16 protein-coding genes are annotated in these 16,925 nt (G+C 67.5%); 8 read left to right on the top strand and 8 right to left on the bottom strand.

Annotated elements, in window-relative coordinates; translation table 11 throughout:
* The first annotated feature begins 164 nt into the window (after nt 1-164).
* Both OID54_RS21465 and OID54_RS21460 read left to right on the top strand, forming a co-directional pair.
* On the top strand, nt 165-659 hold the full coding sequence (locus tag OID54_RS21465) for an inorganic diphosphatase (RefSeq protein ID WP_250921645.1): 495 nt from the start codon (nt 165-167) through the stop codon (nt 657-659).
* Nucleotides 660-858: 199 nt separating this feature from the next.
* Complete coding sequence (locus OID54_RS21460) at nt 859-2,613, top strand: threonine/serine ThrE exporter family protein (RefSeq protein WP_443055656.1); 1,755 nt, start codon at nt 859-861, stop codon at nt 2,611-2,613.
* Between the two features lie 69 nt (nt 2,614-2,682).
* Here the strand turns inward: OID54_RS21460 and OID54_RS21455 are convergent, their stop codons facing one another.
* Entirely contained in the window at nt 2,683-3,387 is a 705-nt protein-coding gene (locus tag OID54_RS21455) for a DedA family protein (RefSeq protein WP_329021758.1), read from the bottom strand.
* Nucleotides 3,388-3,675: 288 nt separating this feature from the next.
* On the opposite strand from OID54_RS21455, the gene OID54_RS21450 reads away from it, so the two are divergent.
* The 3 genes from OID54_RS21450 to OID54_RS21440 all read left to right on the top strand — a co-directional run bounded on the left by OID54_RS21450 (nt 3,676) and on the right by OID54_RS21440 (nt 6,247).
* Entirely contained in the window at nt 3,676-4,044 is a 369-nt protein-coding gene (locus OID54_RS21450; protein ID WP_329021756.1) for a YbjQ family protein, read from the top strand.
* Nucleotides 4,045-4,186: 142 nt separating this feature from the next.
* Complete coding sequence (locus tag OID54_RS21445) at nt 4,187-4,690, top strand: FBP domain-containing protein (RefSeq protein WP_329021754.1); 504 nt, start codon at nt 4,187-4,189, stop codon at nt 4,688-4,690.
* Nucleotides 4,691-4,810: 120 nt separating this feature from the next.
* Complete coding sequence (locus tag OID54_RS21440) at nt 4,811-6,247, top strand: glutamate decarboxylase (RefSeq protein WP_329021753.1); 1,437 nt, start codon at nt 4,811-4,813, stop codon at nt 6,245-6,247.
* A gap of 48 nt (nt 6,248-6,295) precedes the next feature.
* Here the strand turns inward: OID54_RS21440 and OID54_RS21435 are convergent, their stop codons facing one another.
* Complete coding sequence (locus OID54_RS21435) at nt 6,296-6,937, bottom strand: PadR family transcriptional regulator (protein WP_329021751.1); 642 nt, start codon at nt 6,935-6,937, stop codon at nt 6,296-6,298.
* 60 nt (nt 6,938-6,997) lie between these two features.
* On the opposite strand from OID54_RS21435, the gene OID54_RS21430 reads away from it, so the two are divergent.
* Nucleotides 6,998-7,726 carry a bleomycin resistance protein gene (locus OID54_RS21430; RefSeq protein ID WP_329021749.1) on the top strand — a complete coding sequence of 243 codons (729 nt, stop codon included), beginning with the start codon at nt 6,998-7,000 and terminating at the stop codon, nt 7,724-7,726.
* Between the two features lie 48 nt (nt 7,727-7,774).
* On the opposite strand, the gene OID54_RS21425 is transcribed toward OID54_RS21430, so the two are convergent.
* From OID54_RS21425 to OID54_RS21415, 3 genes are all read right to left on the bottom strand, one after another.
* A complete protein-coding gene (locus OID54_RS21425) occupies nt 7,775-8,323 on the bottom strand; it encodes a DinB family protein (RefSeq protein WP_329021746.1) in 549 nt (182 codons plus the stop codon).
* A 167-nt stretch (nt 8,324-8,490) separates the two neighbouring features.
* Complete coding sequence (locus OID54_RS21420) at nt 8,491-9,948, bottom strand: aldehyde dehydrogenase family protein (protein WP_329021744.1); 1,458 nt, start codon at nt 9,946-9,948, stop codon at nt 8,491-8,493.
* Nucleotides 9,949-10,020: 72 nt separating this feature from the next.
* Nucleotides 10,021-10,920 (bottom strand): helix-turn-helix domain-containing protein, encoded by a 900-nt coding sequence (locus OID54_RS21415; protein WP_383532498.1) that lies wholly within the window; start codon nt 10,918-10,920, stop codon nt 10,021-10,023.
* Between the two features lie 323 nt (nt 10,921-11,243).
* Between OID54_RS21415 and OID54_RS21410 the strand changes: the two genes are divergently transcribed.
* A complete protein-coding gene (locus tag OID54_RS21410; protein WP_329021740.1) occupies nt 11,244-11,750 on the top strand; it encodes an ATP-binding protein in 507 nt (168 codons plus the stop codon).
* Between the two features lie 464 nt (nt 11,751-12,214).
* On the opposite strand, the gene OID54_RS21405 is transcribed toward OID54_RS21410, so the two are convergent.
* Nucleotides 12,215-12,457 (bottom strand): DUF397 domain-containing protein, encoded by a 243-nt coding sequence (locus OID54_RS21405; protein WP_329027681.1) that lies wholly within the window; start codon nt 12,455-12,457, stop codon nt 12,215-12,217.
* A 529-nt stretch (nt 12,458-12,986) separates the two neighbouring features.
* Here OID54_RS21405 and OID54_RS21400 point away from each other — a divergent pair.
* A complete protein-coding gene (locus OID54_RS21400) occupies nt 12,987-13,550 on the top strand; it encodes a hypothetical protein (RefSeq protein ID WP_329021738.1) in 564 nt (187 codons plus the stop codon).
* A 29-nt stretch (nt 13,551-13,579) separates the two neighbouring features.
* Here the strand turns inward: OID54_RS21400 and OID54_RS21395 are convergent, their stop codons facing one another.
* Both OID54_RS21395 and OID54_RS21390 read right to left on the bottom strand, forming a co-directional pair.
* Complete coding sequence (locus tag OID54_RS21395) at nt 13,580-15,622, bottom strand: FUSC family protein (protein ID WP_329021736.1); 2,043 nt, start codon at nt 15,620-15,622, stop codon at nt 13,580-13,582.
* 60 nt (nt 15,623-15,682) lie between these two features.
* Nucleotides 15,683-16,798 carry a DUF2786 domain-containing protein gene (locus OID54_RS21390; RefSeq protein ID WP_443055655.1) on the bottom strand — a complete coding sequence of 372 codons (1,116 nt, stop codon included), beginning with the start codon at nt 16,796-16,798 and terminating at the stop codon, nt 15,683-15,685.
* Nucleotides 16,799-16,925 lie beyond the last annotated feature (127 nt).

Below are 16,925 nucleotides of genomic sequence, written 5' to 3'. Positions count from 1 at the left end.
CGATCACACACCTGCGTGAGGGACACTTAATCACCAGAACTGCGTCTTGCCGCGAGCACGGCACCCCCGGTCAGGGCCATCGGCCACTCGTCTGGGGGTCCGGGGATGTCCCCGGGAGGGCACAGCATCACCGGACGTATGTGTTGATCATGGAGGAGCCACCCGTGGAGTTCGACGTCACCATCGAGATCCCGAAGGGTTCGCGGAACAAGTACGAGGTGGACCACGAGTCGGGTCGTATCCGCCTGGACCGTCGACTCTTCACCTCGACCAGTTACCCGGCCGACTACGGCTTCGTCGAGAACACCCTCGGCGAGGACGGCGACCCGCTGGACGCGCTGGTCATCCTGGACGAGCCGACTTTCCCCGGCTGTCTGATCAAGTGCCGTGCCATCGGCATGTTCCGCATGACCGATGAGGCGGGTGGCGACGACAAGCTGCTCTGCGTACCGGCCTCCGACCCGCGCGTCGAGCACCTGCGCGACATCCACCACGTGTCGGAGTTCGACCGCCTGGAGATCCAGCACTTCTTCGAGGTCTACAAGGACCTTGAGCCCGGCAAGTCCGTCGAGGGCGCCAACTGGGTGGGCCGGACCGAGGCCGAGGCCGAGATCGAGGCTTCCTACAAGCGTCTTGAGGCGCAGGGCGGCGCACACTGACACCGCGGCACCACGACGCCACCACGGGCGGGCCACCCTTCGGGGGTGTCCCGCCCGTGGTGCGTGGGCAGCAGATCACCTGCGTACGGGCCCGGGGGCGGGATGCCGCGGAAGCGGGGCGACGCCTCAGCGCGCCTTCGGGTTCGCGCACATACTGGCCCTGAACCGGCAATGGCCGAGGGAGTGAGGACGGTACGTGGTGGCGGAGCCGGAAGGTCGAGGTCCACGGGACCCCGGGCCACGGGGTCCGGAGGACGCACGGGGACAGGACCGTCGTGGCCGGGACGGCACGGGGCGGTCACCGCAGGTCGCCGATCGACAGGGCTCGGAGAAGCCCCTGTCCGACGAGGCCCATTCGGCCTTCACCCCGCCTGCCGGTTTGGGCGTTCCCGAAGCCCCGGAGGAGGACCAGCCGACGTCGGAGTTCTCCGTTCCGGCCGGTACGACCGCCGAGGTCCCGATCGAGCAGGAAGGTTCCGCCTTCGCTCCCCCCAGCACGTACAGCGCCCGGCACTCCCCACCGGCCTTCACTCCGGCCCAGGGCATCGCCGAGGTGCGGCTGGTCAAGGACGCCCCCTGGCAGGACCGGATGCGCACGATGCTGCGGATGCCGGTGGGGGAACGACCCATCCCGGAGACCGCCCAACGCCATGAAGAGGGCGGACCGGCCGTCCCGCGCGTGCTCGACCTGACCCTGCGGATCGGCGAACTGCTCCTCGCGGGCGGCGAGGGCGCGGAGGACGTCGAGGCCGCGATGTTTGCGATCACACACTCCTACGGACTCGACCGCTGCGAGCCCACCGTCACCTTCACCCTGCTGTCGATCACCTACCAGCCCTCCCTGGTCGACGACCCGGTGACCGCCAACCGGACGGTTCGCCGCAGGGCGACCGACTACACCCGACTGGCCGCCGTCTACCGACTGGTGCACGACATCAGCACCCCCGAGACCGGGGTGACGTTGGAGGAGGCGTACCGCCGGCTCGCGGAGATACGCCGCAATCGCCACCCGTACCCCGGTTGGGCGCTCACGGTCGCCGGCGGTCTGCTGGCAGGAGCGGCGTCCGTCCTAGTCGGCGGCAATGAGCTGGTCTTCCTGGCGGCAGCAATCGGAGCCATGCTCGGCGACCGGTTGGCCTGGTTGTTCGCGGGGCGTGGGCTGCCGGAGTTCTACCAGTTCGTGGCCGCGGCCATGCCCCCCGCTGCGATGGGGGTCGCCCTCACCCTGTCCCCGTTCGATGTGCGGGCCTCGGCGGTGATCACCGGTGGACTGTTCGCCCTGATTCCCGGACGCGCCCTGGTCGCGGGCGTCCAGGACGGCCTGACCGGCTTTTACATCACGGCAGCGGCGCGACTCCTGGAGGTCGGCTATCTGATCGTCGGGATCGTGGTCGGGGTGTTGTGCGTGCTCTATCTGGGGCTCGCGTTGGATGCGACCCTCACCCCCGAGACCGCGGTGCACGCCATCGAACGCCCCGAGGTCCAGTTGTTGGCCGCGATGGCGCTGTCACTGTGCTTCGCCGTGCTGCTCCAACAGGAACGGGACACGGTCTTGCTGGTGACCTTGAACGGCGGGGTCGCCTGGGTGGTCTACGGCGCACTAGCGGACACGGCGGGCGTGCCACCGGTCGCGGCGACGGCCGCGGCAGCGGGGTTGGTGGGCCTGTTCGGGCAGATGTTGTCGCGCTATCGATTTGCTTCCGCACTGCCCTATGTCACGGCGGCGATCGGACCGCTGTTGCCCGGTAGTGCAACGTACTTCGGTCTGCTGGCCATCGCCCAGGGCGAACTGAACACCGGCCTCGCGTCCCTCTCGAAGGCCGCCGCGCTGGCACTGGCCATCGCGATCGGGGTGAACCTGGGCGGTGAGATCTCCCGCCTCTTCCTGCGCGTACGCGGTGGCGCCGAGCTGACGGAACCGCGACGGGCGGCGAAGCGGACCCGAGGCTTCTAAAACGCACGGTCCCCGCGTACGACTCGTACGCGGGGACCGCAGCGGAAAGTCAACGAGGGGCAGGAGCGCTCAGCGCTTGGCGTGCCGACCGCGCTGCACCGGGCCCTGACCGCCCTCGTCAGGGGTGACGGCAGCGGCAGCCGCGGCCTTCTTGCCCTGGGAGCGGGCGCGCAGCACCTCGATCACGATCGGAAGCACCGAGAGCAGCACGATCAGGATGAGGATCTTCTCGATGTGCTGGTGCACGAAGTCGATCTTGCCGAGCATGGCGCCCAACAGGGTCACGCCCGCGCCCCACAGCACACCGCCGACGATGTTGTACGTGATGAACGAGCGGTAGTTCATCCGGCTGACACCGGCGATGATCGGGGTGAACGTCCGCACGATGGGGACGAAGCGCGCGAGGACGAGCGACTTCGGGCCGTACTTCTCGAAGAACTCGTGGGCCTTCTCCACGTTCTCCTGCTTGAAGAGGCGGGAGTCGGGGCGCTTGAAGAGGGCGGGGCCGACCTTGCGCCCGAAGAGGTAGCCGACCTGGTCCCCTATGACCGCCGCCAGGACGATCAGGGAACAGATGGCCCACAGGGGCAGAGTGTCGAGCGTGCCCGTCGTCACCAGCAGGCCGGTGGTGAACAGCAGCGAGTCACCCGGCAGGAAGAACCCGATGAGCAGACCTGACTCGGCGAAGACGATGACCAGGACGCCGACGAGGCCGAAGGTGTTGATCAGGTAGTCCGGGTCCAGCCAGCTCGGTCCGAGCGCGAGGGTAGTCACGAGGTCCTGGCTCCAATGAGTCAGAGATCTGCCATAGATCGGTGATCGGGGGATCGGCGAAGACAGCCGCCGACCCACGCTATCAACGCATCGGCCCTGCTAGGCGTTCCAACGGCCCCCTCAGGATGCACTGTGCCAGCACCGGTACAAAGCTGTACGACAGAGGTTCCTCGGTAAAGCCCCAAAAAGCATTCAAAGTCCAACGAACTCCCTTGGGGCCGGAGGGACGGTTGGTCGATGGGGGAATCCCTCAGCACGGGAGATCCCCCGCCAAGGAAGGCGGATGGCATGGGCATCGACGACTTCGGCGGTGGACAAGGACCCCACCCGGACGTACTGGTGGTCACCACCAACGATGTGCCCGGGTACGAGGTGCGGCAGATCATCGGTGAGGTCTTCGGGCTCACGGTCCGCTCCCGCCATCTGGGGAGCCAGATCGGGGCGGGCCTCAAGTCCATGATCGGCGGCGAGCTGAAGGGGCTGACCAAGACGCTGGTGGAGACCCGCAACCAGGCGATGGACCGACTCATCGAGCAGGCCAGGGTGCGGGGAGCCAACGCAGTGCTGATGTTCCGCTTCGATGTGACGGAGGCGGCAGACGTCGGCACGGAGGTCTGCGCGTACGGCACGGCGGCGGTGATCGCACCCCGCGGCTGACCGGCTCGGCCACCGCCCATCGCTCCACCGACGCGTGTGGCCGGTCGCTGCCCTGTGCACGAGCGCGGCCACTGCGGCGGGCGCGCGGCAGGGCAGCAAAAACCCGATGTCATCCACCAACGGGCTTGGGTACGGTCCCCCAGTGGACCCGTTGACCGAAAAACAGATTCGTACGTCCCTGGTGAACTGCTCCAAGGGAGAGGCGGGCCGGCTCAAGCTCCCCGCTGACTTCCATGAGCTCGCCTGGCAGGACCTGGACTTCCTGGGGTGGATCGACCCGGCTGCGCCGCTGCGCGCGTACATCGTCGTCTCGCGCGCCGACGGCCCACTGGGCATCGCCCTGCGCGTACCCGCGGCCAGTCGGACCAGCGCGGTCAAGACCAGCCTCTGCGGCATCTGTCTCACCGGCCATGCCTCATCGGGGGTGAACCTGCTGGTGGCGCCCCTCAGCGGGGCCCGGGGGCGCGACGGCAACACGGTCGGGCTCTACGTCTGTGCCGATCTGGCCTGCTCGCTCTACATCCGGGGCAAGCGGCAGCCGAAGCTCCGTATGACCCGGTACGAGGAGAGCCTGACCCTCGCCGAGAAGTCCGTCCGGAGCCTGGACAACCTCAACGCGTTCATCGCGAAGGTCACTGCTGACTGAGGCAGAGATAGCCGCCCGGGACGGCCCCGGGTGGCCGTCCCGCGTTGCGGGCCCGGTTTCACCGTACGAGCCTGACCGGAGGGAACACCGCGACGCGGCGACCGGAAGGCGGCGAGGCTGATGTCACTCCACAGGGGCGCCGACAGCACACGGGGCAGCGGGTCGACTTCCGACGGGGAACCGCGCAGTCGCATGCTCAACCCCTTCTTCGGTGAGGCCGACCCCGTCAGCGGAATGACGTCCGCACCGCCCACCCACCGGCTGCCGGACGGGCCCATGCCGCCGATGACCGCCTATCGGATCGTCCACGACGAACTCATGCTCGACGGGAACGCCCGGCTCAACCTCGCCACCTTCGTCACCACCTGGATGGAGCCGCAGGCCGGGGTGCTGATGGGTGAGTGCCGGGACAAGAACATGATCGACAAGGATGAGTACCCGCGGACGGCGGAGTTGGAGCGGCGTTGCGTCGCGATGCTCGCGGACCTCTGGAACGCACCGGATCCCGCCGCGTCGGTCGGCTGTTCCACCACCGGCTCCAGTGAGGCGGCGATGCTCGCGGGGATGGCGCTCAAACGGCGTTGGTCGGCACGCAACGCCGACCGGTACCCGGGGGCCGCCCGCCCCAATCTGGTCATGGGCATCAACGTCCAGGTGTGCTGGGACAAGTTCTGCAACTTCTGGGAGGTCGAGCCCCGGTTGGTGCCGATGGAGGGCGACCGCTTCCATCTCGACCCGCAGGCAGCGGCCGACCTCTGCGACGAGAACACCATCGGTGTGGTCGCCGTGCTCGGCTCGACCTTCGACGGGTCCTACGAGCCGGTCCAGGAGATCTGCGCCGCGCTGGACGCGCTCCAGGAGCGGACCGGACTGGATGTCCCCGTCCATGTCGACGGCGCCTCGGGCGCGATGGTCGCGCCGTTCCTCGACGAGGACCTGATCTGGGACTTCCGATTGCCCCGGGTCTCATCGATCAACACATCTGGGCACAAGTACGGCCTGGTGTACCCGGGTGTCGGCTGGGCGCTGTGGCGTTCCCAGCACGAACTGCCCGAGGAACTGGTCTTCCGGGTGAACTACCTCGGCGGCGACATGCCCACCTTCGCCCTGAACTTCTCCCGCCCCGGCGCCCAGGTCGTGGCGCAGTACTACACCTTCCTGAGACTGGGTTGGGAGGGCTATCGCGCGGTGCAGCAGGCATCGCGGGACGTGGCCTGCAAGCTCTCGGACCGGTTCGCATCGATCGATGAGTTCCGGCTGCTCACCCGGGGCGACGAACTCCCGGTCTTCGCCGTGACCACGGCCCCCGGAGTGAAGACCTTCGATGTCTTCGACGTGTCCCGGCGGCTGCGCGAACAGGGCTGGCTGGTTCCCGCGTACACCTTCCCGAAGAACCGGGAGGACCTGTCCGTACTGCGTGTGGTGTGCCGCAACGGGTTCTCCGCTGATCTCGCGGATCTGCTGGCCGAGGACCTGGACCGGTTGCTGCCGGAGTTGCGCAAGCAGCCGGGTCCGTTGGGTACGGACATCGCGAAGGCCACCGCCTTCCACCACTGAGCGCGGGCGCACCCGTCAACACATGGCAGGGTCCGGCAACCAGAGGCGCTACCGCGCGTCCTCGGCATGGACCTCGCCCGTCGCATAGGGGTTCTCCTCACCCTCGGCGAGGACCCCGCGGAACGGATCGCCCTCCCCTTCGAAGGTGTACGCGCCGCGCTCGATGCGCTCGATCAGACCGCGCGTCCACTCGGCTCCGAAGTCGGCGGACGCCACCCAGAGGCTCATGATCTCCCCGATGTGGCCGAGCGACTCGGGGCCGGCTTCGGGGGTGTAGTACTCAGTGACGGAGGACCGCCAGTCCTCGATCCCCCGGATGCGTTCCTCCAGGAGCTCCACCGCCTCGGCGCGGGGGAGGTACACGATGAAGCCCACCGCGGCCGACAGCACGTCGAGCCGCTGGTCATAGGCGGTCAGGGACTCCCGGAGCAGCCGGAAGAACTCCTTCGATCCCTGCTCGGTGAGTTCGTACTCCGTGCGCGGCGGGCCGCCGACCGTGGAGGGGGCCACCTCGTGGGCGCGCAACAGATCCTGCTTCGCCATCTGCTTGAGCGCGTGGTAAATGGAGCCGGGCTTGGCGTTGGACCACTCGTGCGCGCCCCAGAACTCCAGGTCGTTGCGGACCTGGTAGCCATGCGCCCGTCCGTGCTGGCGCACGGCTCCGAGGACCAGCAGACGGATCGCTGACATCGACCGAAACCCTTCTCTACAACTTTGACTAGTGTATTCAAATTTGACTACGCTGCAAGCATGACCGAGAAGGCCATCCCGCTCCTCCCGTGCCGCTCAGACCTGATCCAGGCGGTGGTCGATTTCTACACCGCCCTGGGATTCGAGACGACTTTCCGTCAACAGAGCCCGTATGCGTACGCCGTGGTCGAGCGCGGCTCGATCGAGCTCCAGTTCTACGGGATGAAGGGGTATGACCCCACCGCGTCCCACTCCGGTTGCTACATCCTCACCGATGATGTGGACGGGCTCCACACGTCCTTCCGCGACGGCCTCAGAGCCGACCTCGGCAAGGTCCCCACCCGCGGCCTTCCTCGCATCGGACCGCTCAAGGACATGTCCTACGGGATGCGCCAGTTCCTGATCACCGACCCCACCGGCAACACCCTCCGCATCGGGCAGAGCACCGGCACGGACGGACACCATCGCCCCGCGCCCAAGGACACCTTCGGTCGGGCCCTGCACACGGCCGATCTCTTCGCCGACTCCAAACAGGACCTACCGGGAGCAGCGAAGATCATCGATCGCGTGCTCGGGCTGACGGACGAACAGCCCACCGCGCCCCAACTGCTGAGGCTGCTGGTGCTGCGCGGCGACATCGCCCATCGGCTCGGTGATGCTCCGCTCGCACAGCGGCTGTTGGAACGCGCGGCCTCCGTCCCGCTGACGCCGAAGGAGCGCACGGCGGTACGGGACGATCTGGACCGGCTGGCGGTACTGCACGACGCGCCGGGGGCAGCGGACCGATAGGCGGGCGGGGCCCTGTCCGGACTCGTCCGAGCCAGGGCCCGAAGGCCCCTATCCTGCGGCTGACTGCCGCTCCAGGGCCACCAGGTCGAAGGCCGATGCGCCGTCCAGGGACTCCCGGATGATGTCCGCATGGCCTGCGTGGCGCGCGATCTCCTCCACGAGGTGGATCATCAACCAACGCATCGAGACCCGACCGTCCTTGGGGAACCAGGGGGCTTCGGGCAGCGGGAAGGTGTCGTCCAGGCTGGGTACGGACCGGATGAACTCCTCGGTCTCCCGCGCGACCGCATCCCAGAAGGCGAGCGCGCCCGGAATCGTCTCGTCGTCGACCAGACGGAAGCTGTCCGCCCAGGTCTCCTTCGTGTGCTGTTTCTCGTTGGGTCGCTGCTGGGCCAGCCTCAACCAGTTCAGTTCAGCCTCGGCCACATGCTTGAGCAGGCCGGACAGCGACAACTCGCTGGCACTGGGACGGCTGGCCGCCTGTTCCTCGGTCAGCCCCATGACCGACCGCCGAATCGCCCCTCGCTGTGCCTCGACGAAGAGCAGCAGTGCTCCGCGCTCGTCGCCCGGAGTCTCCGCGGGTACGTGAGTGACCATGGGTCCGCCCTTCCGGCCCCCGACGGGGAACCTGATTCTCCAGGAGAGGCCGATGCCTTCCTGATGACACCGCAAACACTAGAAGGCATTGAGGACAGGTTCGGTCCTCAATGCCTTCAGAGCGCGTCATCGCAGAACGGCCCTGGTGGAGACGAGAGCCGGTGCGGTCAGAACGGGAACTGCGAGCGACCGTGCTGCACCGAGATCCACTTCTGGGTCGTGAACGCCTCGATCATCGACTCGCCGTTCAGCCGCCCGCTGCCCGAGTGCTTCTCACCGCCGAAGGGGACGATCGGCTCGTCGTGCACGGTGCTGTCATTGATGTGGATCATGCCGGTGTGGATGCGCTTGGCGACCCGGACACCCCGCTCGATGTTGGCAGTGTGCACCGCGCCGCTGAGCCCGTACGGGGTGTCATTGGCGATCCGGACCGCCTCGTCCTCCCCGTCGAACGGCACGATCAGCGCCACCGGTCCAAAGATCTCCTGTCCGAGGACGGGAGAATCGGTGGCGATGCCGGTCAGCACCGACGGCCCCACCAGATTGCCTTCAGCAGTGCCCTGCAGCAGAGCGATGGCACCCGCCGCCACGGTCTGGGCCACCAGGGATGTGACCGCATCGGCCTGTCGGGGATTGATCAGCGGACCGATGTGGGTCGCGGGATCCGAAGGGTCGCCCACCTTGAGCGTCCGCACCTTGGCCACGAACTTCTCGGTGAACTCCTTCTCCACCGAGCGGTCCACCAGCACCCGATTGGCCGCCATGCAGACCTGGCCCTGATGCACGAATCGACTGAAGACAGCCGCATCCACTGCATAGTCGATATCCGCGTCATCGAGGACGATCAATGCACTGTTTCCGCCAAGTTCCAGGATGGCGCGTTTGAAATTCGCCGCACAGACCACGGCGACGTGTTGGCCGACCCTGTCCGACCCCGTGAAGGAGATCGCCTTGGGCACCGGGTGTTCGATCAATGCATCGCCGATTTCGGCTATGTCGGTGATCACGACATTGAGCAGTCCTGGCGGCAGACCCGCGTCCTCGAAAACCTTGCCCACCAGGGAACCGCCGCAGATCGGCGTGTTCTGATGCGGTTTGAGGACCACGGCATTGCCCAGCGCCAGTGAGGGCGCGACCGATTTGATCGACAGGAGGAAGGGGAAATTGAAGGGGCTGATCACTCCGACGACCCCGACGGGCAGTCGGTAGACGCGGTTCTCCTTGCCGTCCACCGGGGAGGGGAGGATCCGGCCTTCGGGCCGTAGGGCCAACTGGATGGCCTCGCGCAGGAACTCCTTGGCGAGATGCAGTTCAAAGCCGGCCTTGAGGTGCGTACCACCGAGTTCGGCGATGATCGCCTCGGTGATCTCCTGTTCCCGGTCCTCGATGATGCGCAGCGCATTCTCGAAGACGGTCCGCCGACTGTAGGGGCTGGTCTCACCCCATGCCACCTGCGCACGCTCGGCAGCACGGTACGCCTGGTCCACCTCCGCGGCCGTGGCCACGGTAATGGATGCGAGCTTCTCCCCGTCGTAGGGGTTGAAATCGATGATGTCCCAGGAGCCGCTACCGGGCCTCCACTCGCCATCGATGTACTGGTAGGCCAGATCGGTGAACAGGGACATAGGACTCGATTCCTCACCCGTCGTCGGAACCTCACATAAACGTGCCTGATGACACGTCACTATACTTGCGCTTTATGTGAGTTGGAGTAGACCACGGAGGACATCGCGACTCTCGGCCGGGTCCGGACTGTCCTCTTGCAGTCTCTTCATCACCCGTTCGTACTGGGCGACTTCTTCGCGCTTGTCCAGATAGAGCGCACTGGTCAACTGCTCCAGATAGACGATGTCGGACAGATCCGATTCGGGGAATCGAAGCATGGCAAAGGAACCGCTCTCGCCCGCATGACCACCGAAGCTGAAGGGCATCACTTGAAGAGTGACGTTCGGCTGCTCCGAGATCTCGATCAGATGCTTCAACTGCCCCTGCATCACTGCGCGATCCCCATAGGGCCTGCGCAGAGCAGCCTCGTCGAGCACCGCATGGACCTCGGGCGGGCGCTCCGAGACGAGCAGCTTCTGACGCTCAAGGCGCAGTGCGACGCGTCGATCGACGTCCGCCTGACGGGCACCCGGCTGACCGCGGGTGACGACGGCATGGGCGTACGCCTCGGTCTGGAGCAGTCCATGGACGAACTGCACCTCGTAGAGCCGGATATGTGAGGCGGCGGCCTCCAGTCCTACATAGGTCTGGAACCAGCCAGGGAGCACATCGCCGTAGCTGTGCCACCAGCCGGCAACATTGGCCTCTTTTGCGAGGCCGAGCAGGGACTCGCGCTCCACGTCGTCGGCGACCCCGTAGAGGGTCAACAGATCCTCGATGTCCCGCGCCTTGAAGCTCACCCGGCCCAACTCCATACGGCTGATCTTTGATTCCGATGCGCGGATCGAGTAGCCGGCTGCCTCACGGGTGATACCGCGCGACTCGCGCAGTCTCCTCAGCTGGGAACCCAACAGGATGCGCCGCACCACGGAACCGCCCCCTGGCCCTGCGGCCCACGACTCGCCTGCGGTCACGACTCCCACCCTCCCCATCCTTCGCCTTTTGTCTCGTTCGGTCCGCTGCGTACCTACCTACAGAGTGGGTCACCCCCGAGACCCCAAGTGCGGGATTCTGCCACCAAAACACTTCGGGGCGTACTCATTCAGTTACGGAAATAGGAAGCACTTGGGAAGACCATGAAAGAGTCACGGGAAAGATATAGCCAAGAATCACCATGCAAGGGACAGGTCGGGCACGTGCACGTGCATCTGCCCTTGCATCTGCCCATCGCATTCGGAACGATGGTCTACACCGCACCTGCGTGCTCGTTCGTGTTATAGCGCCACAGCCGCGATTGCCCCAGGGAGTGCCTCGCATGGGAACGAATGGATCGACCATGCTCAAGCCGTTAAGGCAGGGCCTTCCACCGACGGGTCCCTCACGGGTCTCAAGCTCGGCCTCGTGTTCGCTGTCCGCCCGCTATGAAGCGGTCCGCGGAGCACGGCACTTCACCAAGTCGACACTCCAACAGTGGGAACTGAGCGAGCGCTTCGACGATGTGTCCCTCGTCGTCTCCGAACTGGTCACCAACGCCCTCCGGCACGCACTGCCCGAAGATGCGGCCGACGACGCCCAACACCCGCCGGTACGACTGCACTTGCTGCGCTGGCCCGGACGTCTGGTGTGCGCGGTGCGCGACCCGAGCCCCGAGACCCCCGGCACGCCGTTCGACGACGATGTGCCGTTCCCAGACCCCCGCGGCACGGCCGAATCCGGCCGGGGCCTGTTCCTGGTGGACTCCTTCAGCGACAGCTGGGGGTGGCATCCGCTCGCGGGGGCCCTGCACGGCAAAGTCGTGTGGGCCCTGTTCCAGCTGCACTGAGCCGGTACAGGACCGGGCCGACAAGCCGGGGAGCGGGCCCGGCTTTCGGGGGGCGGGCCCGCTTCTCTCCATCCGCGGGCACTCGATCGGATCTGATGCATCCTCAGCAGTGCTCGACCGTGGCTTCAGCAGCGGCGACCGGCGGCGCGCGTTGTCAGATGACGGCGCGTATCAGCGCCGACCGGAGCGCGGTCCATGGCAGCGGCGCGCGGCGGGCTCCCGGAACCGCCCCATGGCTCACGACTCCCCCACAACATCCTCGTCCGACGGCGGGTGCACCGGTCCACTCGGCGGCGGGTGCACCGGCGGCGACCGCAGGTGGCGACGCCACCTGCGACCACACGCCGGTGTGCCCGACCGGGATTCCGTTCTGCGGCGCCGCGGGAGTCATGGGCGGCCCCACCGTAAGGCCCTCCAACTCCCCTGTGCGCAAGGAGGGTTGGTGGACCCTGGGCGATGCGGGATCAGCTCCCCGCGATCAGATGGTCGAACTCCCCGTCCTTGACGCCCAACAACATCGCCTCTATCTCGGCAGGCGTATAGACGAGCGCGGGGCCGTCGGGATGGCGGGAGTTGCGCATGGCGACGCCCCCACCGGGCAGTCTGGCGAACTCCACGCATGATCCTTGGGAGTTGCTGTGTCGGCTCTTCTGCCAGACGACCCCATGGAGCTCTGTGGCCGCCATGCCGTTGTACGCGTGGTGCACGAGTCGCTCCCGGGGTACAAGGTGCATGTGTCAACTGTCCCGGATCATAGCTGTGTTTCACGTGCGAATGCATAAGCGTTGGCACGCGCAGATGCACGTGCACGCGGGGTATTGCTTCGGTTACAGCCCCAACCCATTACGGATGAGGGGACGTTGGAGTTCACCGTCCGAGTGTGATCTTTGGCTTCGTGGTTCTCCGCCGGCCCGATGGACCGAGGGGCAGGTCCCGACGCTGGACGGCTTTCGCGTTCGGGCCTTGAGTGTGCAGCGTACTCGGAACACCCCAACGCACCGTGCACCGATCGAGAAGGCAATGTGCACCGCCCGGCCCGATACGGGAGTACGGACCGTGGCGACCACCCCTCCGGGCAGGGGCGCCGACGGGCGTGCAGGTGCACGGCCATGCTCTCTCGCTGCCCTCGCCGGCGCACCTTCCGGACGGCCCTCCGGATGCACTTTCCGGATCGAGCTCAAGAGAGCCCCTGATAGCTTGGCGCGGTCAGCGAAGATATCCCAGAGGGGCGGTGACGTGCGCAGACGTTCTTCCGCAGCGGCATCGGTCCTGGCCTCGGCAGCCCTTCTCCTCACCACCGGCTGCAGCGGTGACGACCGAGGTGACAACACCGGCCCTCAGCGCGGCAAACAGCCCACACCCTGGACTTCAGCGGACTCGAACACCACGGGCGGCACGGAACTGGAGGGCGAGCAGCAGGGCGCCGACGATCCCGACATCGCACGCGTGGAGGGTGCCTGGACGGGCACGACCGGGGGCAAGAAGGTGGACCTGGCCATCACGGGCCGAAAGGCCGCCCTCGTCACCGAAGGTCGGGCATGCACGGGCGAAGTGGCCGATCACCGTACGTCGGCGTCAGCATCCCCGTTGCCAACCGCGTCGTCGCCAACCTCGCCGTTGCCAACCTCGCCGTTGCCAACCTCGCCGTTGACCTTGACTTTGAAGTGCGTCGACGGGAACACCAAGCGGACCATCGGCAGGATCGAGTCCGGCGACGGCGCCACACTGGTGATCTCCTGGGCCGCCGGCCCGAAGGACACCCTTCTGAGGGCGGCAGAACAAGCCCTGCCGACTGGCTAGCGCCATCTTCTGTCCTTCTCTTGAGGCCCTCACCTTCGAACTCCTTCGTCGAGCGCTGTGGTCAACTCCTTCAGCGCCTCGGTGAGGAGGACCGTTCCGCTCCCCAACACGGGGTGATCGTCATCCCAAGCGGCCAGCGCCTGCTGGACCCGGTCCCAGTTCAAGCTGCGACGCTCCTTGACCGCCCGCGACGCCCGCTCGCCGTCCCTGCGCAGCGCATCGGCGAGCTCCGCAGCGGGCGGAACGGGCACCGCGCCGTGCTCGGGCAGATGGGCCTCCATCAGCATCGCCCCCCGGCCGAACTGTCCCAACGCGTGATCCGCGGACTCGGCAGCCGCCCGGGTGAGCCCCCTGGCGCGCACCGGTTCATGGATCGCCCGGGCCAGTGCCTCCTGCCAGGCGATCCGGGCATCACGGGCATCGAGCAGCGACTGCCGCAGATCCTCACCGGGGCGGTCCGCGGGGTTGGCGTAGTGGTCGACGACAGCCGCTGCATAGCGGCAGTCCGCCATCAGCCAGTCCGCGAGCCGATTGCGGAGCCGGGGGGTCTCCCACGCGGGGTAGAGGGCGTACGCCAGCATCGCGAGCAGGCCGCCGAGCAGGGTCAGCAGCACGCGTTCGGGGACGGTCTGTCCCGCTTCCTCGCCCGCCATGCCCAGGAGGAAGACCACATAGGCGGACGTGCAGATGTTGGAGGCGACGTATCCGGTTCGCATGACGAGGTACATGCCGAAGGCGCACAGGATGGCGAGTGCGCAGGAGATCGCCACCCCAGGGTGGGCGACCTGCTCGACGGCCGTGGCCAGACCGACCCCGACGAGGGTGCCGCCGAAGCGGGCCACGGAACGGGAGTACGTCTGTGAGAAGTCGGGCCGCATCACCATGACCGAGGTCATCGGCGCCCAGTAGCCGTGTCCGAGGGAGAGCGCCGCACCGAGGACGTATCCGGCACACACCACCACCGAGACCCGGATGGCGTGCCGCAGCACGGGCGAGCTCCAACGCAGTTCGCCCCGCACGGAACGCAAGGCTCCGGGGAGCAGGCTCAGTAGGGACGGCCGGTCGCGAATGGGCCCTTCCTCGGTGCCGTCCCCTTCGGCTTCCTCCACCACGTCGTCGAGCAGGGCGACGAGCCGCAGCGCCGCTCGCCGCGGCGGACCGCTCAGGACGGTGACGGTGTCCGGGGTTTTGAGCGCGGCCATCGCCCCCGCCGGCATGCGGACGGGTACGCCGTAGCGGACGGCTCGGGCCGCCGCGTCGAGGAGGGCTGCGGCTGCGGCCAACACGTCCCGGACCCGCTCGCGTTCCGGGCCCTCGGGCGATGCACCGACGGCGGGATCGGCGAGCGAGGCAAGTACGGGTCTGATCCGCTCGGCGACGGCCCGGGTGCCGCGCAGTTCCGCTGGTCTGCGGCGGGCTTCGCGAGGCGTGACGGCGGCGGCGCTGCGGGCGACCATCAGCGGACCGGGGTCGAAGGACGCGGTGGGGTCGTGACGCAGCCGCCGCGCGTAGTCGGCTTCGGCCGCGAGCGCGTCGGCGAGCGCGTCGCGCTGGGCGCCCCAGCGCCGTACGGGGAACAGGACGATCAGCGCGGCCTGGACCAGCCCTCCCACCGCGATCATGGCCGCATGGCCGGCGGCCGTCGCCACCGAGGTGGGGAGCGTGACGGTGACCAGCATGATCGCGACATTGGATGCGGCGATGATTCCGGTCGTGGGGCCGATCGCCCATGCGAGACCGGCGGCGAAGGTCCAGAGAAAGAGGAGCGCGACGAACAGGGGGAGTTGAAAGCCGACCAGATAGCCGATGAAGGTGGAGACGGCGAGCGTGCCCCCGGAGATCAGGGCGAGTACGGGACGAGGGCGCCAGCTGCGCTGAAGCGTGGCGATCGCGGCCTGGAACGCACCGAACGCCGAGCTGACGGCGACGACTGGACCGAAGAGGGCGAGGGCGGTCCCCACAACCAGGGCCAGTCCGACGGCCCCGCGCAAGGCGACGAGAGGTTCGAGCCGGTGCCGTTCGAGCGTGAGCCCGGAGCGGGTGGTGTCCTTGAGGGCTCGAAGCCAGGTCATGGGGTGAGATTAGCCACTTTGGACACTTATCAACCGATTCCCGCGCACGGAATGCCGGTACTAACCGTGCGGCAGCTTCCGTCGCTCGGGTGACACACGGGCCTCATCCGCCGCGGCCCGGCCGTGCAGCCAGCCCGCCTCATCGGTGACACCGCGTACGCGGGTCGTCGTCGTACGCGGAAACAGTTCGTCGGTACGAGCCGTCACGGCGACTTCGCGGGTGGCCAGGACAGGGAGCAGGTCTTGTGGCGCGGACACCCCCTGTGCGACTGCGGCGAGGCGCTCCCCCAGCCGTGCCGCGTACGCCATGAGGAAGGACTGACGGAACGTCTTCGTACGCTTGCGTCCACCCGCTCGCTGCGCTCCTTCGGCGCGCGCCATCGCGGCCGTGCCCTGGACGAGCAGCGAGGTGTACAGCAACTCGACCGATTCCAGGTCCCCCTCGAACCCGACCACGGTGGAGAACTCGAAGGTGCTGTTCCACACCGCGCGACAGCGGTTCGCCGAGGCCGCCGCATCGAGCAGGATGGCCTTCGCCGTCTCATAGGGCGGATCCACTCCGATGCGACAGGCGGACGGCACCGTGGACTTCGGGGCCAGGGACGCATCGTCGACACTGTGACGGGACATCAGCTCCTGCGCCTTGGCGGTGAGCGCCTCCGCTTCATCGGGGTACGTCGTCGCTTCCGCCTTGGCCAGGAGCGCACGTATGCGGTTCAGCATGCGGGGTTCGTATCCCGAGGGTGCGACGAACGGCTCCCCGGGCACCGGGCCCACCGGTTCGATCGACGGGAGGCGGACCAGGACTCGATAGAGCTCCAACACGGCTGTGGCCCGCGAGAAACGGTCCGCCCGCCACCCCGCCCCGTCCAGCTCCGCCAGCTGCGCCGCCCAGCGCGGAGGAAGGGCGGCATAGCTTCCGGTCTCGGCGAGGACGAGGGCGCCGAGCAGCCGGATGTGCGGCTCGGTCAGTTCACGTCGGACGAGTCGCAGAAGGTCCGCGGGCTGCCAGCCGCGCTCCCATGCCTGACGGACGAACTCCGCGCCACGTCGCTCAAGGAAGGCGTCCGTACCAGGATCGGCTGCCAGCAGGGAGGCAGCCCGATCCAAGGAGGCGTCGTCCTCCCCGTACAGCGCAGTGGCCAGCGCGTCGCCCAGCACAGTCACGGCCTTCACCTCCTTTGTCCACGATCATCGCAGGTGGAAGCCGGTCCATGCCCTGCGGTCCGGCTCCAGCGGAGGCGGGGGGTGCCCTCCCACACAAGCCACGGTAGACGGCTGTGCTGTCGAACCACCCAATTCG

Source organism: Streptomyces sp. NBC_00690 (assembly GCF_036226685.1).
Classification (GTDB): Bacteria; Actinomycetota; Actinomycetes; order Streptomycetales; family Streptomycetaceae; genus Streptomyces.
Note: the sequence above shows the minus strand (reverse complement) of the source record. Positions and strands in the feature narration are given on the sequence as shown.

Coding starts and splice junctions, on each gene's coding strand:
- OID54_RS21450 (WP_329021756.1), top strand. CDS start 3,676: ATGGGCATCGACGACTTCGGCGGTGGACAAGGACCCCACCCGGACGTA.
- OID54_RS21440 (WP_329021753.1), top strand. CDS start 4,811: ATGTCACTCCACAGGGGCGCCGACAGCACACGGGGCAGCGGGTCGACT.
- OID54_RS21435 (WP_329021751.1), bottom strand. CDS start 6,937: ATGTCAGCGATCCGTCTGCTGGTCCTCGGAGCCGTGCGCCAGCACGGA.
- OID54_RS21430 (WP_329021749.1), top strand. CDS start 6,998: ATGACCGAGAAGGCCATCCCGCTCCTCCCGTGCCGCTCAGACCTGATC.
- OID54_RS21425 (WP_329021746.1), bottom strand. CDS start 8,323: ATGGTCACTCACGTACCCGCGGAGACTCCGGGCGACGAGCGCGGAGCA.
- OID54_RS21420 (WP_329021744.1), bottom strand. CDS start 9,948: ATGTCCCTGTTCACCGATCTGGCCTACCAGTACATCGATGGCGAGTGG.
- OID54_RS21415 (WP_383532498.1), bottom strand. CDS start 10,920: ATGGGGAGGGTGGGAGTCGTGACCGCAGGCGAGTCGTGGGCCGCAGGG.
- OID54_RS21410 (WP_329021740.1), top strand. CDS start 11,244: ATGGGAACGAATGGATCGACCATGCTCAAGCCGTTAAGGCAGGGCCTT.
- OID54_RS21395 (WP_329021736.1), bottom strand. CDS start 15,622: ATGACCTGGCTTCGAGCCCTCAAGGACACCACCCGCTCCGGGCTCACG.